The following is a 21,548-nucleotide window of genomic DNA, read 5'->3' as shown; positions in this document are numbered from 1 at the left end:
GCGGCGAGCAAGGCGAAGCAGGGGCAGGCGGGCGTCGTGGGCGGCGGCCAGGCGAGCGGCGCGCAGCCAGCGCGGGTCTGCGGCGACGGGCAGGTCGAGCCCGGCGAGTGCGGCGTGGATGGGGTCGTCGTCCGGAATGTGCAGGTGCCTGCAGGCGGCCCGCATTGCACCGGCCCAGGCGGCCAACGGATCATCGGCGTCGTCCAGGCCGTGGCGCAGCAGCATGGGCAGCAGCAGCCAGAGGCCGGACCAGAGGCTGGCGAGGCCGTTGCTGAGGAGGGCGTGAGGCTCTGGTTTGGTGGTGGCCTGAGCCGCAGGCGCTTCGGTGGCGATGCCCTCTGGGCGTCGGGACGCTGCAGGCGCTGCTTCGTCGGGATGCGCTGCCAGCGCTTTTGCCTCCGCCTGCAGAGCATTCGGCAGGGTTGACGACGTGACGCGCAGCTCGATGAGCGCGTCTTCAGCGCAGGCCGACATGGCTGTCATCAGCTCGAGCAGCCGTGCCCGCGGTGTCACGGCAGGCGGCGCAGGCGACTCGTTGTGAAGCCGCCGATGAGCCAGCTGGGGGTCCTCATCTGCCGCTTCGATCAGGCTCAGGACGGCGAGGGCTTGCGCATCGGCGATGGCCTCGATGAACTGCGCCGCCAGCCTGTGCTCAGCGACCAGCGCCAGCAGCGCACGCACTTGCAGGGCCTGCCGCCGCGCCCCGGCGAGGGTGCAAGGCCCGGGCGCTTCGTCATCTGCCATCAGCATCAGCGCCACGGCACGCGCCGGCCATGCGCCGTCCACATGCGGTGAAATCAGCCGCTGCCAGAACCAGGCCTTGGCGTCCTCACCGCGCAGCCATCGCCGCAACAGCGCCTGGCGCGCCACTGCCAGGCCAGGCGCCCACACCGCTTCGGCCGTCTCGCTCGCCTGCTCCATGGGCTGGGCCTGCGCTGCCAGTTGCTGCCAGGCCCGCTCCAGCTGCAGGGCCAAGGCCTGCGCACTGGCACCTGCCGCCACGCGAAGCCGCAGTCGGCGCACAAGCACAAAGCGATTCAGCAACGCAGCCGGCTTGGACGAAACGCGCAGCGCGTCCTCCACGTTAGGCAACAGGCCCGGCACCGCTGACCGCGATCTCAGTCGCAGGCGTTGGACGGTGATCTCGGCCGCGGCCATGGCTCATCAACCCAGCAGGAAGTTCACCGTGGACCGCGCGCTCGGCGTGAAGCCGGCCTGCACGGTCTGGGTCACACTGACATGGGCGATGCCGCCGACGATGTCGGCCACCACGGCATGCGCGGCGATACGGGCCACGCCGTGGGAGGCATCGAGCACTGGGTCCATCAGCTGCACCTTCATGCCCACGCGCAGCCGGTCGGGCAGCGAGGGCTGGACCTCGAAGCGCACGCCTGGGTGGATGGGAATCGGTCGCACCAGCCGGCCGGTGAGCAACTGGCCGGCCGGGCTGTGGCTGGCCGCCAGCAGGCAGACGCGCACCAGCGCCGCCATCAGCGCCACGGCGCGCGGCTGGCTCGCGTCCGCGCGGCGGCGCAGCCAGGACGCCAGGTCGCGGATGTCTTCGCGGTCATCGCGGTCCAACTCGGCGAAGTGGGGCAGCGTCGACAGATCGCCCAGGTCGCCCACCGTATCGAACTGGCTGAAGCGCTCGGCCCAGTCGAGGCGGACGCCGGCGCGCACCGTGGACAGGCGGGCGTGCAGGCAGGTGGCCACCTGGGCAATGCGTGCGAGCTCTTCCGTCACGCGGCGGTTCAGCAGGTTGCGCTCGGCATTGCTGGCTGCCAGGTCGGCGAGAGACGCGCTCCTGGCGATGAGATCGATTTTGCCCACCAGCCCCAGGCTGGCCGACGACAGGGCCACCGCGGCGAAGGGGAGCGCTTCACTGCGGGCCAGGCTGACGCTTTCGGCCTGGGCGCGCACGGCATTGAAGGCGACCTGCTGGCTGGCGCTGCCAGCCAGGCCGTTGAGCAGGGTCAGGGCGCTGAAGCTGCTGCTGGTGATGGCCGTGGCCGTGAGAGGCAGGGCCGTGAGCACGCGGTCGGCGACGAAGTGGGTGTCGAGCAGGCTCAGGTGGGCGCGCATCGCCGGGAACCAGTCGACCGGCGCCTGCCGCACGATGCCGATCATGGCGGCCACGTCGCCGGGAGGGTCGTCGTGGTCGGCCAGGCAGGCGGGCACGGCGTCGGGCTCCAGGGCCGAATCGAGCAGGCGCGACGGCAGGGCCACCGTGCGGCTGCCGATGCGGGCGCGCGCAAAGGCGAGGAACTTCACGTGCTCGGCAATGATGGCGTCGCGTGAGGCATTCAGTGCCGCCGCGCGCTGCTGGTCTTCGGCAAGCAGGGCGCGGGCGGTGGCGACGTCCTGGCGCGACTCGGCCAGTTCGCGATCGACCAGGGCCAGGCGTGAGGCGAGCCCGCCCAGGCTCGTGTCAATGGCCGCCAGCGACTTCTGGCAACGGGCCAGCGCGTCGCGGTACTTGCGCACGATGCCTTCGGCGGCACGCAGTACGGCGATGGTGTGGTCCGACAGATCCACGCCGCCGAGGAAGTAGGCCGACTCATCCCGGGCCTTGTCTTCCGGGTCGGGGTCGAAGCTGATGTCGGCAAAACGGATGCGCAGGGCTCCGAGCTTGATCGGCGTGGCGCGCAGCGGCTGGCCGCCGGGGTCGAACTCCTTGACCACGCCGTTGACGGTCTGCTTCTGCGCGATGCCGGGCACCTCCAGTTCGTCCAGGTCCAGGCCAAGCGCCGCGAGCTTGCTGATGACTTCGAGCCGCGTGGCCACGGTGAAGTCCTTGGCCTCGATGGCCCGCGGGCGCTCCAGCCGCGAGGCGATGGAGGTGGTGCGGATCTCCGCCTTGCCGGTCAGCGCCGAGGAGTCGGTGACCTTGGTGCTGGGCGGCGGCGCTGTGGCCACGGGGGCCAGCGGCACCAGGCCCGCCAGATTGATGCGCGGGTCGAGTGCGACCTGGCCGCCGATGATGCCGCCAACGCTTCCGCCACCAATGACGCCGCTGATGCGCGGCGCTACGGGCGTAAAGGCCGAGATGGGCGTTTCGATGACCCGGATCGGCGATGGCGCGGGTGTCATGAAGCCGCCGACGCTCCTGCCGATGCCCACATTGCTGGTCACGTTCAGCGCCGCCGCGCTTTCGGCGACGCCCGCGCCCGCCCGGGCGATGCCGCGCGGCATGGGGACCGGCGCAACGCCGCCGGTGCGCGTGCGGATGGGGAAGATCGGCGGCGCGGTCGCACCATCCGGGCGCTTCAGCTGGGTCTCGCTCTTGACCGTGCCATAGAAGTCCGAGAGCTGCTCGCGTGTGGCGCTGGCGTTGTCGAGGTCGGCAATCTGGGTCAGCGCGGGCGAAACGGCGAAGCGGCTGGCCTGGGACTGCTTGAGCACCGTCTGGCGCAGCCGGTACATGTCGGTCTGCACGCGCAAGTAGCCGAGGTTGACGGCGTCGTCCGCCTCGTCGATGCGGCCGGACAGGTCGGCCACCGTCTGGCGCAGGCCGTTCGCCTGGATCAGGGCAGCCAGGGGCTGGAAGCCGCGCTTGATGGCGTCGGCCTCGGTGGGGTCGAGCTTGCTGTCGTCGCCGGTGATGGGGGCGAGCTTGCGGCCGACGATCAGCGGGTCGGCCAGCAGCGTGGTCAGCTCGGCGGACTCGCGCTCGCCCTTCGCGTTGGCGCTGGTGTCGTAGGCGTTCTCGAAGGCTGTGTCGGCATCGCCCGGGTCGACGAAGTCCCAGGACTCGCCTTCGCCGCGCAGCGTGCCGGAGTCCCGCGTCTTCTGGTCGAGCCAGACGGTCTCGGCGCCATCACGCAGCACGCCCACGGGGCCGAACAGGGCTTGCCCGTCGTAGAGCGTGAAGGCCACGCCGCCGACGCTTGTGTCTTCCAGCGCCAGCGCCGCAGCGGGGATTTCGAGGCGATGCCAACGGCCCGGCGTGGGCACCATGGGCGGCTGGTCAGTGGACTGCTGCAGGCGCGACGGCGTGCCGTCCAAGCCCCAGCCGATCAGGTTTTCGCCCCAGTAGGCGCGGTGTTCCCAGCTGTTGGCGATCTGCCATTGCAGCATCAGCGTGCGCGGCGGGAACTCGCGGTCCAGCTGCACCCAGGCGAACAGCACATCGCCAGGGCGCACGGCCAGGGTCTCGGTGGCGTGGTCCAGGAAATGCTGGTGCAGGCCGCGCACATTGGCAGAGCGATGCAGCAGGCCGGTCGGTGCGGGCAGCAGGGGCAGCAGGCGTTCGTCCTCGACGCGCAGCGGGTCGTCTTGCGGGTCGGGCACGGTGTCGGTGTTGTCGGGGCCGTCGGCGGCGATGCTCAGCGCCTCGCGCTGCTTGCGCTGGCGCTGGCGGCGGCGCAGCCAGTCGGCGCGGTCGTCCACATAGCGTTCGATGGCGTCGGCGATCTTGTGATCGGCGTCGGCCACTTCGGTCAGCAGCAGTTGGGGGTCGAACAGCGTCTGTGGCACCGGCACGTAGACGCAGACGCTGTCGCGCACGGCGAGGTCGATGGGCGAGAGGCCGGCCGCGGCTTCCAGCACCAGGTCCAGCTGCTCGATCGGCACTGGCAGGGCAACCACGTCGAGCGTCGACGGGAAGAAGACCTGCCGGGCGGCGCGGGCGTTGACGGCGTCGCGCGGCAGCAGGCCCGCGGGCGGCAGCGTCAGCATCTGGTCGCCCAGGGCCACCGTGTCATCCCCCGCTGCGGCGGCTTCGGTCAGGTGTTCGGTGAATTGGTCGATGCGCGCCTGCCACAGGAAGCGCGTGCCGGCGCCGAGCCTGGCATTGGCCTCGGCGCGCGGCCGGCCACCCAGGCGAGCGACGGCGGCGCGATCGGCGAACAGCGGCTGCCAGGCGGTGTTGACGGCCACCAGCGCCAGCGGCACGCCGCYGGCATGCCAGGGCATGCTCTGGCTGTTGCCCAGCTGGGCCTCGCGGGCGAAGACGGCATGGGCCAGCGCATTGCGCCAGGTGTTGCCAGGCGCGGGCAGGGGCAGCCATTCGTCGGGCCAGGCATAGAAGACGGGGCGCGTAGCGTCCTGGCGCACCTGATCCTCGAAGGCTTCGGCGTCCAGGTCGCGCTCGCACTGGTCGAAGGGATCGGCGCCTTGAACGACGCGGTGCTCGATGGGTTCCAGCACGACGATGCCCACCTGCGGCAGCGGCCGCCCGGCGGCCAGCAGGGTGCGCAGGCTGCGGCCGGTGGCGCGGGCGAACAGCACGCTGCCGTCGGCGTCTGCCGGCATGGCGGGCGCCGGGTCGGCATTGGACAGCAGCCAGGGCGGTGCGACGACGGGCAGGTCCAGCAGGTCGAAGGAGAAGGCCGCGGGGACGATGACCTCCTCGCCGCCTGTACTGAGCGCCATGCCGGGCTCGATGGTGATGCGGCGCGCGGTGTCGAGATCCAGGCCGGCTGCGGGCGGCGGCGCAGCGGCGGTATCAATCGCTGCGATGGCGTCGTCATCGAAAGCCAGGGCCAGGCCCTCGACCACGCCGGCGCTGAGGGCGCGATTGAGCAGGGCGATGCGGCGCGCCCGCTGGTTCTGCTCGGCCTCCAGCAGCGGCGCGGTCAGGGCACGGCCGGCGAAGGCGTTCATGCGCCGCTCGCCATCGGGCGCGGTGCGGCTGGACAGGCGGGGCTGCACGGCCACGGCGATCTCGCCGGAGCCCAGGGCAAGTCGCTGCCCTTGGCCGGTGCCGGCCGGCGGCGTGACCTTCAGCGCGACGATGCGCGCGCCGTCCAGGGCGGGGGTGCTGCGGTCGCTGGCCATGGTGATGGGCTCCGGTTCAACGCGGCTTGGCAGGCATGAAGCGCGCTGCCAGCACCTTGTCGAGATTGGCCTTGCCGCGCGCCGGCACTTTGATGTCGGCCGACAGGCGCTGCGCCTCCTGGCCGCTGCTGCGCGAAAGCGTGCGGCCCATGTCGAGCAGCTGTTCGCTGCCGGCGAGCTTGTGCAGGGCCTCCTTGTCTTCCAGCAGGTCGGGGCGCTGGGCGGCCAGCTTGGCCAGGCCGTCGGCCACGCCCGGTGTGTTCAGCGCCGTGGCGACCTCGGCTACTGCGGCTTCGTCCATGGTCTTGTGCGCCTCCAACTGCGCCAGCGCGGCGTGAGCCATCAGCGGCTCTGAGAACTTGGTGGCGGACAGCAGCTTGACCGCCTCGGCGCGMGCCAGCGAGTCGGAGCGGGCGAGCAGCTTGTCCACGCGTTCCGTTTCACCCAATGCCTTGAAACGCTCGCGGATGATGTTGTCGGGGTTGGGGCCTTCGTTGATGACGGCGACGGCCACGCCTTCCACCTCGGGGCGTAGCGACACATTGCGCCGCCGGGCATACCAGAGGGTGGTCTGGGCGTTGACGAGGCTGGCCCAGGCGGTGTCGACGGGGTCGGTGATGGCCGGCGGCGGGAACAGCCCGGTCTTCACCAGTCGCGTGTTCTCTAGCAGGCGCAGCGACTCCGCCGGTGAACGCCTGAGGGCCAGCCGCGTGGCAGGTACGACCAGGGCGCGCGTGAGTCGCTGCTGCAACTCGCGCGCCCGTTGCGCCAGGGCCTCGCGGGGCACGGGCACGAGGATGCTGACGAAGGTCGAGGCCTGGGCCTGGGCGGCCAGTTGCAGGTCGATGGGCGGCAGGGTCAGCGACTCCTCGACCAGCATGGCGATCTCGTCCTGCGGCACCAACGTCAGCTCAGCATCGATGCCGGCGGGCAGCCAGCTCTGGCTGAAGTCCGCCGTGTTGACGGCCGCGGCTGGCAGGGGTCCCGCGGCCGGCAGGGCGGAGAAGAACTGGGCGGCGCTGGGCCGTCCGCCCAGGGGCCGCTTCATGACGTCGTCCAGCTGCGCCTGGTACTGGGCCAGGTGGGCCTCGCGCAGCAGGCGCGGCGCAAAGCCGAAGCCGAGCACGTCGGCGTGCGACTGGCCGGCGGTGCGGCGGGCGAGGTGGACGTCGATCCAGCGCACCGTGTCGCCGGTCAGTGCCACCAGGGCCAGGGCCAGGGTTTCGGCCGGCAGGCTGGGGCCGGCCTGCTGCACGAAGACCTCGYGCGCAAGCTCGCCGCGCAGCGCGTCGACGCGGTCGCCAGGTGCGTCGGCCACGTAATGCAGCGTCAGCGCGCTGGCCTCGACGATGTCGCCCGGCTCCACGGTGCGCTCGGCATCCAGGCCGGTGGGGTAGCTGGAGACCGGGTTGGCGCTGAACTCCAGCGCGCGCAGGCCCAGCACGAAGATGCCGGTGCGGTTGCGCAGCGGCGGGGTCAGCAGCTTCTTCTTGCCGCTGAGTTGCTGGGCCAGCGTCTGCAGCTGGAAGAGCTGGGCCAGGGACACCCGCACCGGCCCGGTCAGCGCGACCAGCTCGCCGGCCGTCGTGTAGCCAAAGCCCGGGCTGACCTGCAGCTCGGTCGCCACGCTGCCCTGGGACACTTCCAGCCCCTCGACCACGCCCGCGCCGAGCGCCCGCGCGAAGCCGGCCTGGCGGGCCAGGAAATAGGACTGCTCGCGGGTCAGGTCGCGCGCGGCGAGGAATTTGCCGTCGAACCAGCGCGGCCGCACGCGGTGCGACTCCTCCACCATCAGATTGGCCTCGCGCAAGGTGCGTGCGGTGTCGACGCTGACGACGGTGCGCTGGGTGCCGCTGGCGGCGCCGATTGAGACCTGGGGGGCTTTCTGGATGGCCATGGCGGTCTCCAATCAAATACCGAAGACGGCCGCCAGCGCGTCGGCTGGGTAGACGAAGCGGCGACTGAGGTTGTCGATGCCGGCGGTGGCGAGCGCGGCGAAGTCGGGCGTGGGGCGCGAGCCGGCGGGCACGTCCGCGGGAAGTTCGGCGGTTGGGACCACCAACCGTGCGAGGAAGATCGAGACGGGGTCGACGAGCGAGGCCGTGTCGTCGGTCGTCTCGCCATGCTCGGGCAGCGGCGACAAGGCCTCGCCGTCGGGCCGAGCAAGATCTCGCGCGTGCGGGTTCCTCTCATCGTCCCAGCCATCGAGCAGGGCACGGTGCAGGTCGTCGGGGCGCTTGGATGGATCGGCGAGCGTGCGTGTCTCGTCGAAGCGCGAGCGGGGCAGGAAGTCGGTGGTCGGTGCGCCCTTCGCATCCGGCCGAAGCACCAGCTCGAAGCGGAAGGCATCGCGCACGCGATTGGGCACCAGGGCGTCGGTGGCGTCGAAGGCGCCCTGGGCGAAGCTGGGCGTGCGGCCGCGGGCCTGGGGCGTGAAGCGCACGAAGAGATCCGCCACCACGCCCTGCGCGCCATGGGCGGCGCGTATGGCGTCGGCCGGCTGCGCCAGGAACCAGGGCTCAAGGCGCACGCACCAGGAGCGCGGTACTTCGATAAGGCGGCCCAGGCGGTCGATGGCCAGGCCGGCGCCGACCTTGAGCTCGTGCTCGGTGCCTGCTTCGTTGGCGACCGCCTCGGCCTTGAGTCCGATCAGCGTGCCGGCACCGGCCAGGTAGGCCAGGGCGCGCGCCAGGCGGGAGCGGTGGTAGGTCTGCTCGTCGCGGAAGTCGTCGCTGCCCAGCAGTACGCCGGTGTCGTAGAAGGGGCGGTCGGGCCGGTCCAGGCGATCGGCGGCTTCCAGGGCATCGACTTCATCGAGGGCGTTCATGGGATCAGTCCTCTGTCAATCGGCGTCACCGGAGGGCGCGGCACGATCAGGCCCGTGCTCACGCTCACGTCCAGCGACACCGGCTCGCTCTCCACGCCCTTGTCGTTGATGACGACGAGGGTGAAGCGGTGCTTGCCGGCCGCGAGCTTGTTCTCGACCAGCAGCACCGGTTTCTCCTGCTCCAGTGGCTTGCCGACAGGCAGCACGGCCATGGCGGGTCTCACCGCACGGGGCCGAGATAGGTGTAGCGGTAGCTCTTGATGACACCGCCGATGTCGAAGGACTTGGAGCCATTGAGCTCGAAGTTCTTGCCGAGGTCGGCGACCTGCGGGCCGGCGATCACGGCGGTCGGGCGCTCGCGGTCGGCCACGATGATGTCGACCACGTCTGGCAGCGACACATTGCCCGAGTCGTCGATGACCTCCAGCTGGAACTTGTGCCGGCCGCGGGCCAGCGGGCTGCGCGGGTCGACCTCGACGACGACGGTTGGCTGGTCGGTTTCGAAGGGAACGTTGATTTCGAGCTTGGCCATGGTGGCACTCCTTGGGAGGTTGAGGCTGGGTTATTCGGGGGCAGAAAGTCGCGTGAAGCGCCAGCGCGCGATCACGCCGTCGGGCGGGGGTTCGGAGCGGCGGCCGTCGAGCAGCAGATTGCCGCCCGGGCTGCCGATGGCAGCGGCGTCCAGATGGGCGCGTGGTGCTCCGTCAAAGGCGACCAGGCCGGCGCTGTCGTCCAGCCGCCAGTCCAGCGCACCGCCACCGGTGATGCGGTCGCCGCGGCCAACGCCGCTGCGACTGATGCGCGCCACCTCCAGCGGCACCGGCGCGCGCAGATAGCTGTCCACGCCGACAAGAGAGGCGATGCCGACCATGAAGGGCTCGCGCGCGGCCATCACCTTGACGAGGACATGGGCCGGCGCGATCTCCTCGGCCAGGTTGCGCACCATGGCGATCAGGTCGGCATCCAGCCCTTCGTGGACAAGCACGGTGGCGCGGTGGGCGGTGCGCTCGTAGACGCTGGCGACGGTCTCGCGCTCGGCTTCGGAATCAATCTCCTCGCCGAACAGCGCCAGGAACTCGCGGCGGGCCTCGGCATCGTCGGCGTCACCCAGGGTTAGCGTGTCACCGACGAAGGAATTGCCGGAGACGACGAGGCCGGGCAGCAGCGGGTCGTCGCTGCGCTCCAGGTCGATACCCAGCAGCGTGGCCAGGGTGCGGCGCAGGCGGAAGTCCTCCAGCACGATGACGCGGCCCAGGCTCACGGCGCCATCCGTGGCGATGTCCAGGGCCAATGCCAGGCCGCCACGCGTGCCGCGCAGGCGGCGCAGCAGCGGCGCGTTGGCCAGCCAGGCGCGCTTCTGTGCGGTGGGCAGGCGGGATGGAAAGCGCTCGCCGGTCCAGCGGGCCAGCCAGTCCAGCGCATCGGGTGGAGTGCTCGCGGGCGCCGTCAAAACGCGGGCGTCGGCGATCTGGTCTTCCATCGGCGTCAGCACGCTTTCGAACAGGCCGATGAAGCGCTCCAGGAAGTCGTGGCGCGTGGCGTCGCCGCTGGCGGTGCGGTCGAAGACGGGATCGTCCCGGTAGAGCTCGGGCAGATAGCGACGCAGATAGGAGAAGCGGTCGCCCCAGACGCGCACGGCCGCCACATGCGGCGTGGCGCGGCCGTTGCCATAGAGCGTCACACGCAATTGCAGGCGGCGGCCGCGCAGCTCGCGCAGCTGCATGCCGGCGCGCTGCACCAAGGCGCCGAACAGGCCGACGCGGTTCGCCTGTGGCGCGCAGCCGAGCAGGCTGCCGTGATGGGCCAGTTCGCTCGGGCAGGCCAGCCAGGCGGCGCGGGGCGTGCCCGTGGGCAGATCGGCCTGCAGGGCGCTGGCGTCGCCGAACCAATGCGGCCACCAGGTGCCGCTGAACGTGTCTTCKTCGGAGGCGCGCAGCTCCACAAGCACGCCGCAGCCGGGCGGGATGACGGCCTCGACATAGAGGCGGTGCCAGACCAGATCGAGGGATTGCGTGTCCACCGTGCGACCCTGCGCGGTGCCGCTGGCTGCAAAGCCACGCCAAGACAGGGGCACCAGGGCGCGGCTGAACGTCGCGTTTTCCGCGGCCTCGGGTACATCCTGCGGGCGGACCAGCGGCAGATGCGGCGGCCAGTCCTGCGAGGCGACAAAGCCGCCGGGTGCGGCATCGGCGCTCGGGTAGCGGCGGCCGAGGGGTTTTTGCGGAGTCGTGGCGTCGGCCGCGTAGACCAGGGCTTCGGCCAGGTCGGACACGCGCAGGGCGACGTCGGCCTCGTCTAGCCAGGCGATGGCGTGGGCGTACTCCGCGCCTTCGAGGATGGCGCTCTTGCGTTCCAAGCCGTCGAACACGCTCAGATGCAGCTCGCCATCCGGTCCCCAGGCGATCACCGCCAGCCGCCCCTGCGGGCTGGCGGCCAGGGCCACCGGGCGAAGCGCAGGATCGAGCAGGGCTTCGGGCAGCAGCTCGAGGCGCGCGTCGTCGGCGTTCTCGGGCTGCGGGCGGAAGGTGCCCGCGTCGCGCACCACGTCGCCGCGCTCGGGGAAGGGTGTGCCGACCAGCACGGCCAGGCGGCGGTTGTTGCGGTCGAGTAGCCAGCGCCCGCCCTGAGCATCGCAAGCGACGGCTTGCGGCGTGAACAGCGGCGGCAGCTCCAGGCGCACCGGCTCGTGGCGGTCGCGCAGGTCGAAGAGTTCCACGCGGTCGGCGAAAGCAAAGACGATGCGATCGTCGGCATCAATGGCCATCGCCGTGGGCGCGCCGGGCGCCGAGGTGGCGTAGCGCGGCACCTCGCCGGGGAAGGCGCCAAAGCCCATCAGCGAACCGCCCGGGCCTTCGGGCGTGGGCCGCGGGTCCCAGCGGGCGTAGCTGCCGAAGCGGTCGCGCAGCAGCGGCAGCATGGCCAGCTCGGTCTCGGCGCTGGCCAGGCGCGAGACGCCGTCGAGCATCGGCGGCACGCCCAGTTCCGAGGCCAGCGACAGCACTTCTTCCACGCCGCCGTGGGTCGCGTCGCGCGGCGCGATTGCGCAGCCGTCTTCTACGGCCCAGTCCGCCGGTCGCGACCAGAGCCAGAAGCGTTGCGAGTTGGCGTCCATGATCAGCAGAGGTCCACGATGACCGGTACCGCCACGCGGCTGCTGCCGTTGCCGGAGGCCGTATCCGGTGCCAGGCTGGTAGCCAGTGCATTGCCCACTTCCACCAACACCTGCATCAGCTCCGGCAGCTGCCACGGCGCGAAGGCGACCTGCTGCAGGCCGTTGGCGTCGCGGCCGGCAAGAGCCCAGGCGCCCGGCCCGCCGGTGAAGAGGTTGACGCCAGCCACCGTGGCCACGCCTGGCACGCGGGCGGCTTCGACCTCCAGCTCACGGTCGGCCAGGGCGCGGCCCAGCGGCCAGCCATTGCCGTCGAAACCGCCCGGCGCGAGTGGCCATAACAGCCGCCGGATCACCAGGCGCACAGCCGCCAGCGTCTCCTCGCGCGGCGCGCCGTCGCGCAGGCCAACCGCGATGGAAACGGACAGCGGCAGGTATTCACAGCCGATGACATTCAGCTCGGTCGCCAGCGGCCGGCGCGGTTCCAGCCAGGCGTGGACGGCCTCGATCAGCGGCCGGTCGGCGCGCGGGTTGGGCGCTGTGCCGACCTCGCCGCTGGCCGTGCCCGGCAGCACCATCACGGCGACGACGCCGGGAATGCCGAAGGCCCGTGTGCGCGGCGCAAAGCGCGGCAGCACTTCCACGCGGCCAATGTCCATGCCGGGCGTCTCGCGGGCCAGGCTGGCGTAGTCGTCGGCCGTCACGGCGCGCTCGCGGTGGCGCAGCATGGCGGGGATGCGCTGCTGGGCGGCATCGACGTCCTCGGCGTCTTCGCCGCCCTGGGTGGCAACGGGCTGCGAGAGTTTGAGCGTGTTGACCACGGCGCCGGGCAGGCCGCTGGCGTTGATGGTGGTCGCGACGATGTCTTTCAGCAGCCCCGGCGCGAGATTGCCGGCGCGGCCGCCGCCGGAGCGGGCCGAGACGATGCGCACCCGCGAGCCCGGCGGCGGCAGGCGGCCGCGCATGCCGTCGCCGAAGCGCACCTGGCCGGACTCGGCGTCCAGCTCGTAGGCGCGGGCGTCGCGAGCCAGCTCGGCGCGGTGCGACACCAGCGCCAGGTCGTCCACGCGCGTCCAGGCCGCGTATTGCATGCCGGGTTCGGCAATCTCGAGCTGCAGGCTGTCGGGCTGGACATTGCGCAGCGGCAGAGCGATGACCTCGCCGGGCTGGCCGGAGGTCTGCGCGACCACCAAGCCCTGGGTCGTCACGCCCTGTTCGATCTGCACGGCGTGCAGGCCGGCCCAGCTCAGGCGCAGGCGCTGCACGCCAGCGGCGGGCTTCATGCGCAGCCAGGCGACGAGGCGCTGGGCGCGGTCGGGGTCGTCCAGGCGCGGCGGTTCGTCGTCCACGCCGGAGACAGCGTCGATGCCGCGGGCCGAGTCGCCCACGCCGATCAGCTCGGGGCCGGGCATCAGCACCCGCACGACACCGGCGCGGCGCAGGCCGTCGGTGCTGTCGTTGCCGGAAGGGTCGAGGGTCTGGTAGTCGGTGGCGCGGGCGCCGCCGACCGAGATCTCCCAGCTGACGCCGATGCGCTCGCGCTCGCCGACGAGTTCCTGGTCGTCGGGCACGGTCAGCGCCGGCACCAGGCCGATGTTGAGCAGGCGCGCCGCACCCGCCGTGTTGCGCGCCAGCTGCTGGACGCAGCGCTGGCGCAGCGTGATGAGGGATTCGCCGCGCGCCGGCTTGGGCGCCAGCAGGGCGATCCACAGGCAGCCGTCGACGCTGTCGGCCACGATGTCCACGCCGGCGTCGACCGCGCCGTCGGCGAACAGCGGCTGGGTCTGGTAGGCGTCGAGCGTGCGGCCGCCGTAGAGGGCGCCGAGCTGGGCCAGAGTGTCGGCCAGCTCGGGGTGGTCGTCGGCCGTGACGCGCTGCTTCAGGTAGACCTCGCCAGTGACGGGCGCGACGCTGATTTCCTGCGCCGTCTCGAAGGGCACGGGCCGGCTGATGGTGGCGCGCTCGCGCAGGTCCAGCGCCTCTCTGGCCTCGTCGGGCAGGCGCAGCGTGACCAGGCCGCGGGCCATGCGTGCGGGCTTGAGGCCCATGCCCAGCAGGTTCAGGAAGACGCAGCGCTGCAGCTCGGGCACCTGGTTGGCGCGGTAGAGCAGGGCGTCGCCGAGGAAGGCAAAGAGCTCGATCAGCGTGCGGCCGGGGTCGCCCACGCGCGCGTCGGTCCACTCCGGTGTGTGGGCGGGGATGCGGGCGAGCAGGTCGGCGACGAGATCGTCGGCGCGGCGGTCGTCCAGCAGGGGGATGGGCAGCGGCATGTCCTCAGCTTCCCAGGGTCAAGGCCAGCGCCATGCGCTGCGGTTCACAGGTGCGGCGCAGCCGGTAGTGCACGGCGATGTGGACGACGCGCGGGTCTTCGGGGTCCTCGTCCACGTCGATGCGCTCCACCTGGGCGCGCGGCTCCAGGCGGCCTATAGCGCCACTGATTCGCTCGTGCAGGCGGGCGCGCACGGTGAGGTTGTTGGGCTGGTTCAGGAAGTCCTGCACGCCGGCACCGAAGTCAGGGTGCATCAGCAGCTCGCCCGGCCGCGTGGCGAGCACGCAGCGCAGGCCGTCGGCCACGCTGCGCGCCAAGCCCGGCCAGGCCCAGCGGCCGTCGGCGTCGGGCCGGCCAAGCAGCGGGAAGCCGATCGGCGGGGAGAGTTCGGGGGCGAGCTTGCGGGCCATGGTGTCTTATTTCTTCTTGGGCACCGGCAGGCAGATCTTCACCAGCGGCAGCCAGAAGAACACGAGGTTGAGCAGAGACAGCACGACATTGAGCAGGATGAAGGCGCAGATCGTGATGATGGGAATCGAGAACGAGCACAGCCAGCCGATGCCGATCTCGCTGACCGCCTTCGGCTTCTTCATGAAGTCCTCGGGCTTGTTGCGCATCAGCAGGTTGGCCAGGCCAGGCGGCACGTCGAAGGCGACGTTGGGCTTCATGGCGGCGAGGGACGCGCGGTCGAAAGCAGGCAGCGAGATGCGGGCCTGGGGCGTGCCGGTGGAGGCGAACCAGGGGGCCACGCGGTAGAGCGGCGTCATGTCGCTCCAGACCAGGCGGGTCGGGCAGCCGGCCTCGCTGCGCACGCGCACGAAGGCGCGGATGGCGTAGAGGGCCTCAGCGTCGTCGAAACGACCCTCCAGCGTGCGCGCTTCGGCGGCGCGGCCTTCGAGCACGGTCAGGGCCGCGTTGGTGAAGCGGTCCAGCCAGCCGGCGGGGACGGGGCCGAAGTCGTCGGGGATGTCAACGGCGCTGGCGCCCAGGTCCGTGACGACGCGCACGCAGGCTTGCAGGAAGCCGGACGCTCCGGCGGTGATGCGCTCCGTGGTGCCGAAGGTGGTCACGTTGCGGCCGATGAGCAATTCATCGAGCAGCAGCAGCAGGGCCGTGCCGCGGCCGTTGATGTCGAACTCCAAGGCGAGCTGGCGGACAAAGGCGACGAACTGCTCACGCATGGCGGCGCTGTCGCCGCTGTCAGGTTCGCTGGCGTCGACGGGCACATCGCCGTTCAGCCAAGTGGCCTCGAAGGTGCCGCGTGGGTTCGGCAAGGGGCGAATGCTGGCGCGGGACAGATAGGGCGACAGATGGGCGATGAAGCTGTCTCGCGCGGTGGAGCCGGGGGTGCGGGCGGCGGCGTAGTCGACCGCGGCGTCGGTCGGCTTGCGTAGCGCCTCGCTGGTGGGCACGACGCCGTAGAGCAGGCTGCGTTTGGCGGCGTCGCAGACCGCGGGCATCAGCGCGTGCAGCGGGCTCACGGCCTCGGCCGGATGCACGGCACGCAGGGCGGCCAGGCGAGCATCGACGCCGGGGTTGCCGGTGCGTGGCGCAGGGCGGCGGGCAGGGTCGGGATCGGCGTCGAAGGCGGCGGCGCTGGGCAGGCTGCGCCAGCCCTCGGCCTGCCAGGCCTGCCAGTTGTGCGGGTCAGCCAGGGCCTGGGAGTTCAGGTCATCCGGGCCGGCCCAGCGGCGCACGACAAAGCCGCTGGACTCGATCTTTTTCGGGTCCAGGCGCGGCGCGCCGAAGACTTCGCAGTGCGTGTCGAACAGGATCAGGTTGAAGCGGCGGTGGATGGGCTGGAACAGCGCGCGCGGGGCGCCCTGGTCGGGCAGGCGGGCGATGGGCAGCGAGGCCGGCCAGCCGAAGCGGGGCCAAGTGGTGGACGTGATGGCTTCGCTGAGCGCAGCGACGAAGTCGCCGGCCTCGATGTCGACAAGGACGGCCGGCGCATGTGGGTGCTGGCGCGACGGCCCACCCACGGCGACGGCGTGGTGGGGGTGGACGTCCATGACGGCTGCCATGTCAGTTCACCAAATATTGCCCGCGCCGGGCGTATAGCTCGACGACACGACGGCGTTGGTGATCAGCGTGTCGCACTGGACCACGCCGCTGAACTTGGACATGCCGGCGTCCACATTCACCATGCCGGCGCTGACCTTGACCGTCGCCGCATTGACGGTGACGGTGGCCGAAGCGGTGACAGTGATGCCGCTGCTCTCAAGCTTGATGCTGTTGCCGTTGGAGTCGACCAGTTCGCAGGAACCGGGGCCGTCCTTCAGCGTCAGCTTCTGGCCGCCGGGGGTTTCGAGGATGAGCTTTTCCTGGCCGTCCTGGTCGTCGAGGGTGACCTTGACGCCATTGCGCGAACGCAGCACCTTCAGGAAGTTGTTGCCCGAACCGTCCATGCTCTCGGGCGGTGAAGCCGCGCCATGCCAGAGACCACCCAGCACGATGGGCATGCGTGCGTCGCCCTGCACGAAGGCCACGGCCACGAGGTCGCCGACGTCGGGCACCCACCAGGAGCCGCGGTTGTCGCCGGCGAAGGGAGCCACCAGCATGGCCCAGATCTCGGCGTCGCCGCTCTGCTCGTCGACGCCATGGACGCGCACCTTGACGCGGCCGCGGTTGTCGGGGTCCTTGATGTCGGTCACGTCGGCCATGAAGACGCCGCCGCCCAGCCAGGCCGGGCCGAGGGCCGGTGGGTTGCCGGCGGGGGCGAAGGTGAAGGGGGCGCGGTCCATGTCAGTTGTCGGCGATGAAGGCCGACTGGGCGACAAACTCGGTCACATAGCCGCTCGTCGGATCGAAGCGGTGGCGCGCCTCGACCACGGCGTAGCAGTTGTCGAAGCGCCGGCCGACGCCGTGCAGGTTCACGCGGCTGCCCACGCGCAGGCCGGCATTGCCCTCGGTGCGGCCGTGCAGGCGCACGAACTGGCGGGCGCGCTGGTCGAAGGCGGCGTCGGCCAGGGCCTGGGCTTCGGTGTCGTTGCGGCAGGGCAGGGCGCCGAGGTTTTCACTGCGCTCGATGCCGATCTCGGTCAGCAGCGAGGCGCCCGTGCGGCCGCTTCCCGGCCCGGGTTGAGCGCCGGTGCTGGTCTTGGTGAAGTCGCTGCCGGCGGCCAGGTCGAAGCCGCGCGCCATGACCTCGGTGACCTGGCTGGACAGGTCGGCGATGACGCGCACCTCCTGCAGCTGGCTGTAGAGCGTCAGGTCCAGCGTGCCGCGGTCCATGTCGGCGCTGCTGCGCACCTGCAGCGTGCTGCCAATCACCTGCATCTCGCAGTCGCTGCGGCCCAGCACGCGGCGCAGGAAGGACAGGTCGCTTTCGTTCAGCTGCACCCACAGCGCGTTGCCGCTGGGCAGGCCGGTGGCATCGACGGTGAGGCCGTGGCTGCTGGCGATGGTCTGCACAACGTCTTCCACGCTCGACGCCTCGTAGCTCTTGCTGCGGCGCTTCATGCGGGCGGCGAAAAGCTTGTCCTCGGCCAGCACGAGCAGGCTCGGCGGCGCGCCGACCGAGCCGCTGGCTTCGATGGCGTGGATCTGGCCGTCGAAGATCTCGGTGGGGCCGGAGGTTTCGCCGGCATAGAGCTGCATACGGGCGCCGAGCTTGATCGGGCTGCCGGCGTCGAAGACCAGGCCCAGGCTGCCGTCCACCATGCCCCAGTTGCCCATGCCCAGAGACAAGCTGCTCATGCCGCCCTCGGCCTCGGTGACGGCAAAGGTGCGCACGAGGTCATCCAGCGCGGGCAGGGCCTGGCCGTCCACGCGCAGCGTCGGCCGCGCGCTGTAGGCGGTGCGCGAGGAGACGGGGCGTTCGGTGGTTTCGGGAGGCATGACCGGTGTGTCCTAGTCGGCCAGCAGGCGCGCGCGGCGCTCGAGGGCGACGCTGAGTTGCTGGTCCAGCATGTGGGCGAATTCGGGCGTCCAGGCCGGCGTGGGCGTGGCGTTGGTCGCACCCTGGGCGTCGCGTGATTGCTGGCCGGCGGTGGTTTCCGGCGGCGGAACGTCGACGACGAATTCATCGATGAAGACGGGCATGGCTTTTCCTCTCCTGCTCAGTCGTCGAAGCGCAGAGCGCGCGGGGCTTGGCCGACGTTGGCGCGCAGGCCGGCGGCGGCGCCGGGCAGGGCGCGGCCGTCGATGCTGAAGCCGGCGCCGACGTCGGTGGCGAGTTGCTGGGCCGCTGGTGGCGGGGCGAGGCGGCCGGCGTCGAAACGCAGCGTCGGCGCGGAGGCGGAGAGGCCAATGCCGGCACCCGCGCCGATTCCTGCGCCAATGCCGCCGACACCCGCACCGCCGGCGAACGACACCGCAGCCTTGAGTTCGACCTTGGCGCCGACAGCCAGCGTCGCGCCGGCCGAGAAGCGCAGGCTGACCTCGCCATTCATGCTGGCGATGGCRCGAGCGGCGCGCAGGTCACCGCCCAGGCCCGCGATGCCGGCCGCGCCCCCCAGCCCGCCCGCCACCTCGAAGGCGCTGCTGCGGGCGCGTGAGGCGTTGGCGGCGGCCGGGTTGTCGCGCTCCAGAGCGCTGAACTCGTTGGGCTGCTCCTTCAGGGCCAGCGCGACGCTGGAGCGCAGCGGCACGCCCTCGGGCGAGAAGAAGTCCAGCGTCTCGCGATAGCTGTCCGAGATGCCGGTGAAGGTGAAGGTGCCCCACTCGAAGCGCAGCGTCGGCGGCGTGAAGGCGGCGCTGGACTCGGCGCTCTGGGTGCCGGTGGCGTTCGGCGAGCGCACGGCGGCGCGCAGTCGGCGCGTGATGGTGCGCACGTCTTCGCCGGTGTGGGTGGTGTCGAACAGCAGGTCCAGGCCGAGCTTGGCGCTGGACTGCGTGGCCGTCTGCGTGGTGCTGCCGCTGCCACTCTGCGGGCTGGTGGAGTTGGTGATCTCGACCTGCAGCGAAACCGGGTTGAAGTGCACCTCGACGGTGTCGATGTCCTGCCCATTCCTTTGCAGGACGATCTTGGCCTTCACGACATTGGGAGCAGTCATGTGAGCCCCTCGCCCAGCGAATACGCTGGCCGGTCCCCCGAGTGGACGGCGATGCTTGCCGGCTCGACCGGCAAGCACATCGCCAGACGGGCCGGCTCGGGAGCGGCCCAGCGCTCGGCCCGGAACTGCAGCAGCGTCATGTTGAATGCTCCAGCCCTTCGTGGACGATGTGCAGCTCTTCCACGCCCACGTCGGTGCCGCGGGCATTGAGGTCGGCGGCCTTGAACTTGACGGGCATGGCGCGGCGCAGGGTCCAGCCCATGACGCGCTCGCCGGTTGCGCTGCGGATCTCGATCTCGGCCTTGAGGCGGTTCACATAGCCGCCCTGGCCCAGCAGCTCGAACCATTGCCAGAGATCGCGCGAGCGGGTGATGCCGCGCTTGAGCACGACGGTGGCGAAGTTGACGCCGCCGGGGCGCTGCACGCTGCCCCAGTTGCGGCCGCCTTCGCGGATGCTGCGCGGCTCCATGGTGGCTTCCAGGCCGGTCAGCTCGCTGAAGGCGCCCTGGCAGAGCGTCGCGTCGTCGCCGCCGCTGCCGTCTACCGGGTCGCGGCTGAAGGACACATGAAAATTGAACACGCCGATCGGGGCGCCCCGTGCATCGGCGCTCATGCAGCCTCCGCGGTGTGGGCCAGCGGCTCGGCGTCCTGCCAGTTGACGCTGCCGTCCTCGGCCAGGGCCAGCTCGATGCGGATGTGCTCGATGGCGGCTTGCGGCGCGAACTGCACCAGCACGATGACGCGGCCGGCGTCGAGGTCGCTCTGCGTCATCACGCTGCGGTCGCAGCGCACGCTGAAGGCTTCGGCCGCGCTGCTGCCGCGCAGGGCGCCGGCCTGCCAGTAGCTGGCCAGCATGTCCTCGAAACGGCTGCGCACCCGCGCCCACAGCGCTTCGCCGGAGGTCTCGAAGACGAGCGTCGCGCCGACCATGCGGGCCGTGCGCAGCAACTGGCCCAGCAGGCGCACGACGCCGGCGCTGCGCCATTCACGCACGGCGCTCAACGACGGATCGCTGAGCAGGCGGATGCCGTTGGCCGTGGGGCCGAAGAGGGCGAAGGTTTCGGACAGCGGCCAGCCGCTGCGGCGGCTGTCGAGGTTGGACAGATAGCCGGCGAACTGGCCGCGCGGGGGCGAGCGCAGCTCCTCGTCGCGCGGCTGGGGCACGACGGCCAGCACGCCCATGGGCGCCTGGCCTGCCGCCGGCCGTACCGGGCCATTGGCCAGCACCGAAGCGGCGATCAGGCCGGCCAGCGCGCCATCGGGCGGGATCAGGCCTTCGGGTGTGCGCACCTCGCGCAGTGGCAGCAGCCAGGGCGTGGCGCACTCCACCATGCTGGTCTGCAGCGTGATGGCGGCGCTGAGCTGGCGCGCGGCCTGGGTGTCGCGGGCGGCCAGCGGCGCGGCGACGAGCAGCATCAGGTCGCGGCGCTGTCGCGCGAGCGTGTTGCGCAGCCTCAGCACATTGCTGTTCCAGAGTTCGAAGGCCGCGTCGGACAGCCGCGGCGCCGCAAGTTGCCGCACGCCGTTGGTCGGCGGCGTGGCGAAGGTGGGCGTGCCGCATTCGACAAAGACTTCGGGCACGACGGCAGCCACGCCTGGGTCGCCGGGGATGGGAGGCTGGTTCAGATTCGCGTGCAGCTCGGGCAGGTCGGGCGCCAGCACGAAGCTGACGTCCTCCAGCGTCCAGGCCTGCTGCATGGCGACGTCCAGCGCGTCGAACAGCGTCACGGCGGGTGTCGAGCCCAGCGGCCAAGGCAGACCCAGGCAGAGCACATAGGCCTTGCGCCCGCCGTTGGCGAAGAAGTCGCGCACCGCCAGGCCCAGCCAGTCGTCGGCGAGTTCGCTGCGGCCCTGCACGGCGCGGGCATGCCAGTCGAACAGGCTGTCGAAGGCGTCCCAGGTGTCGATGGGCGCCGGCATGCCGAGCAGGGTCTCGCGCACGGCGGCGTCCTTGAAGCCCCTTGCGTTGAGCCAGTCCGACACCGTGCGCGGCAGCGCCACGCCGGCGCGGCGCGTCGTCCAGCCCACGAACAGCGCGATGTCGGCGCGGGCCGGATGCGGGCGCTCGACAGGGCGGGTCGACTCGAAGCTCAGTCCGTACATGGAAGCGGCCCGCTCACGCGGCCTCGATCTCCAGGCCTTCGGACGACAGCACCAGCTCTTCCATGGCGACGTCGCCGCCGCCCTTGGCGGCCAGTGTGGGGCCGGTGTACTTGAGCGGGATGGCGTTGCGCAGCAGCCAGACTTGCACCGGGTTGCGGGCCTCGTCGAGCAGGGTGATGGAGATGTTCTTCTGCGCATTGACGCCGGTGGTGCGGGTCTCCTTGACCCAGTCCCACAGCGACTTGGAGCTGATGATGCCGCGCTTGAGCGTGACGTCGCCGACCTTGTGGACGCCGGGGATCTTGCGCACATGGTTCTCGGCGTCGTTGCCGTAGCGGTACTCGGCCACGGTGATTTCGGAGCCGAGGCCGGAGACGTCGGAGAAGCCGCCGAAGGCTTCCGCGCCGTCGAAGTTGACGAGGAAGTTGAAGGCGCCGTAGGGGACTTTGCGTGCCATGGAAGTGC

At 71.2% G+C, this 21,548-nt stretch carries 18 protein-coding genes; all 18 read right to left on the bottom strand.

Translation table 11 applies throughout. The features are described from left to right. A partial coding sequence (locus tag ACXJKJ_RS16415; RefSeq protein ID WP_457391044.1) for a hypothetical protein occupies window positions 1-1,104 on the bottom strand: 1,104 nt, incomplete at its 3' end. Window positions 1,105-1,164: 60 nt separating this feature from the next. Beyond that, window positions 1,165-5,778, bottom strand: coding sequence for a hypothetical protein (locus ACXJKJ_RS16410; protein ID WP_457391042.1), 4,614 nt, complete (start codon window positions 5,776-5,778; stop codon window positions 1,165-1,167). Between the two features lie 16 nt (window positions 5,779-5,794). Then, a complete protein-coding gene (locus ACXJKJ_RS16405) occupies window positions 5,795-7,675 on the bottom strand; it encodes a hypothetical protein (protein ID WP_457391041.1) in 1,881 nt (626 codons plus the stop codon). Between the two features lie 12 nt (window positions 7,676-7,687). Next, window positions 7,688-8,605 carry a hypothetical protein gene (locus ACXJKJ_RS16400; RefSeq protein ID WP_457391039.1) on the bottom strand — a complete coding sequence of 306 codons (918 nt, stop codon included), beginning with the start codon at window positions 8,603-8,605 and terminating at the stop codon, window positions 7,688-7,690. Continuing rightward, window positions 8,602-8,817 (bottom strand): hypothetical protein, encoded by a 216-nt coding sequence (locus ACXJKJ_RS16395; RefSeq protein ID WP_457391037.1) that lies wholly within the window; start codon window positions 8,815-8,817, stop codon window positions 8,602-8,604. Before ACXJKJ_RS16395 ends, ACXJKJ_RS16400 begins: the two co-directional genes overlap by 4 nt. Window positions 8,818-8,825: 8 nt before the next feature. Continuing rightward, window positions 8,826-9,137 (bottom strand): hypothetical protein, encoded by a 312-nt coding sequence (locus ACXJKJ_RS16390; RefSeq protein ID WP_457324972.1) that lies wholly within the window; start codon window positions 9,135-9,137, stop codon window positions 8,826-8,828. A 30-nt stretch (window positions 9,138-9,167) separates the two neighbouring features. Next, entirely contained in the window at window positions 9,168-11,717 is a 2,550-nt protein-coding gene (locus ACXJKJ_RS16385; RefSeq protein WP_457391036.1) for a phage tail protein, read from the bottom strand. A 2-nt stretch (window positions 11,718-11,719) separates the two neighbouring features. Further along, complete coding sequence (locus ACXJKJ_RS16380) at window positions 11,720-13,984, bottom strand: putative baseplate assembly protein (protein ID WP_457391034.1); 2,265 nt, start codon at window positions 13,982-13,984, stop codon at window positions 11,720-11,722. 4 nt (window positions 13,985-13,988) lie between these two features. Beyond that, window positions 13,989-14,393, bottom strand: a complete 405-nt coding sequence (locus ACXJKJ_RS16375; RefSeq protein ID WP_457391033.1) for a GPW/gp25 family protein — start codon at window positions 14,391-14,393, stop codon at window positions 13,989-13,991. Window positions 14,394-14,399: 6 nt separating this feature from the next. Then, a complete protein-coding gene (locus ACXJKJ_RS16370) occupies window positions 14,400-16,007 on the bottom strand; it encodes a hypothetical protein (protein ID WP_457391031.1) in 1,608 nt (535 codons plus the stop codon). Window positions 16,008-16,013: 6 nt separating this feature from the next. Continuing rightward, entirely contained in the window at window positions 16,014-16,727 is a 714-nt protein-coding gene (locus ACXJKJ_RS16365) for a phage baseplate assembly protein V (RefSeq protein WP_457391030.1), read from the bottom strand. A gap of 1 nt (window position 16,728) precedes the next feature. Beyond that, a complete protein-coding gene (locus ACXJKJ_RS16360; RefSeq protein ID WP_457391028.1) occupies window positions 16,729-17,823 on the bottom strand; it encodes a phage late control D family protein in 1,095 nt (364 codons plus the stop codon). 12 nt (window positions 17,824-17,835) lie between these two features. Further along, the gene (locus tag ACXJKJ_RS16355) at window positions 17,836-18,027 is read right to left on the bottom strand and encodes a hypothetical protein (RefSeq protein WP_457391026.1); all 192 of its coding nucleotides are present in this window, start codon (window positions 18,025-18,027) and stop codon (window positions 17,836-17,838) included. A 17-nt stretch (window positions 18,028-18,044) separates the two neighbouring features. Next, complete coding sequence (locus ACXJKJ_RS16350) at window positions 18,045-18,980, bottom strand: CIS tube protein (protein ID WP_457391024.1); 936 nt, start codon at window positions 18,978-18,980, stop codon at window positions 18,045-18,047. Further along, window positions 18,977-19,120: a hypothetical protein gene (locus ACXJKJ_RS16345; RefSeq protein ID WP_457391023.1), complete on the bottom strand. Its 144-nt coding sequence runs from the start codon at window positions 19,118-19,120 to the stop codon at window positions 18,977-18,979. The genes ACXJKJ_RS16350 and ACXJKJ_RS16345 overlap by 4 nt, the downstream gene beginning before the upstream one ends. Beyond that, on the bottom strand, window positions 19,117-19,593 hold the full coding sequence (locus ACXJKJ_RS16340; RefSeq protein WP_457391022.1) for a phage tail protein: 477 nt from the start codon (window positions 19,591-19,593) through the stop codon (window positions 19,117-19,119). The genes ACXJKJ_RS16345 and ACXJKJ_RS16340 overlap by 4 nt, the downstream gene beginning before the upstream one ends. After that, complete coding sequence (locus tag ACXJKJ_RS16335; protein WP_457391020.1) at window positions 19,590-21,083, bottom strand: hypothetical protein; 1,494 nt, start codon at window positions 21,081-21,083, stop codon at window positions 19,590-19,592. The genes ACXJKJ_RS16340 and ACXJKJ_RS16335 overlap by 4 nt, the downstream gene beginning before the upstream one ends. Before the next feature lie 13 nt (window positions 21,084-21,096). After that, window positions 21,097-21,540, bottom strand: coding sequence for a phage tail protein (locus ACXJKJ_RS16330; RefSeq protein ID WP_056197049.1), 444 nt, complete (start codon window positions 21,538-21,540; stop codon window positions 21,097-21,099). Window positions 21,541-21,548: the final 8 nt, after the last annotated feature.

The sequence above is a fragment of the Roseateles sp. P5_E1 genome (genome assembly GCF_054049335.1).
This window is presented reverse-complemented; position numbering and strand designations above follow the sequence as displayed.

Coding starts and splice junctions, on each gene's coding strand:
- ACXJKJ_RS16380 (WP_457391034.1), bottom strand. CDS start 13,984: ATGCCGCTGCCCATCCCCCTGCTGGACGACCGCCGCGCCGACGATCTC.
- ACXJKJ_RS16370 (WP_457391031.1), bottom strand. CDS start 16,007: ATGGCAGCCGTCATGGACGTCCACCCCCACCACGCCGTCGCCGTGGGT.
- ACXJKJ_RS16390 (WP_457324972.1), bottom strand. CDS start 9,137: ATGGCCAAGCTCGAAATCAACGTTCCCTTCGAAACCGACCAGCCAACC.
- ACXJKJ_RS16395 (WP_457391037.1), bottom strand. CDS start 8,817: ATGGCCGTGCTGCCTGTCGGCAAGCCACTGGAGCAGGAGAAACCGGTG.
- ACXJKJ_RS16340 (WP_457391022.1), bottom strand. CDS start 19,593: ATGAGCGCCGATGCACGGGGCGCCCCGATCGGCGTGTTCAATTTTCAT.
- ACXJKJ_RS16375 (WP_457391033.1), bottom strand. CDS start 14,393: ATGGCCCGCAAGCTCGCCCCCGAACTCTCCCCGCCGATCGGCTTCCCG.
- ACXJKJ_RS16355 (WP_457391026.1), bottom strand. CDS start 18,027: ATGCCCGTCTTCATCGATGAATTCGTCGTCGACGTTCCGCCGCCGGAA.
- ACXJKJ_RS16330 (WP_056197049.1), bottom strand. CDS start 21,540: ATGGCACGCAAAGTCCCCTACGGCGCCTTCAACTTCCTCGTCAACTTC.
- ACXJKJ_RS16365 (WP_457391030.1), bottom strand. CDS start 16,727: ATGGACCGCGCCCCCTTCACCTTCGCCCCCGCCGGCAACCCACCGGCC.
- ACXJKJ_RS16345 (WP_457391023.1), bottom strand. CDS start 19,120: ATGACGCTGCTGCAGTTCCGGGCCGAGCGCTGGGCCGCTCCCGAGCCG.
- ACXJKJ_RS16400 (WP_457391039.1), bottom strand. CDS start 8,605: ATGAACGCCCTCGATGAAGTCGATGCCCTGGAAGCCGCCGATCGCCTG.
- ACXJKJ_RS16360 (WP_457391028.1), bottom strand. CDS start 17,823: ATGCCTCCCGAAACCACCGAACGCCCCGTCTCCTCGCGCACCGCCTAC.
- ACXJKJ_RS16335 (WP_457391020.1), bottom strand. CDS start 21,083: ATGTACGGACTGAGCTTCGAGTCGACCCGCCCTGTCGAGCGCCCGCAT.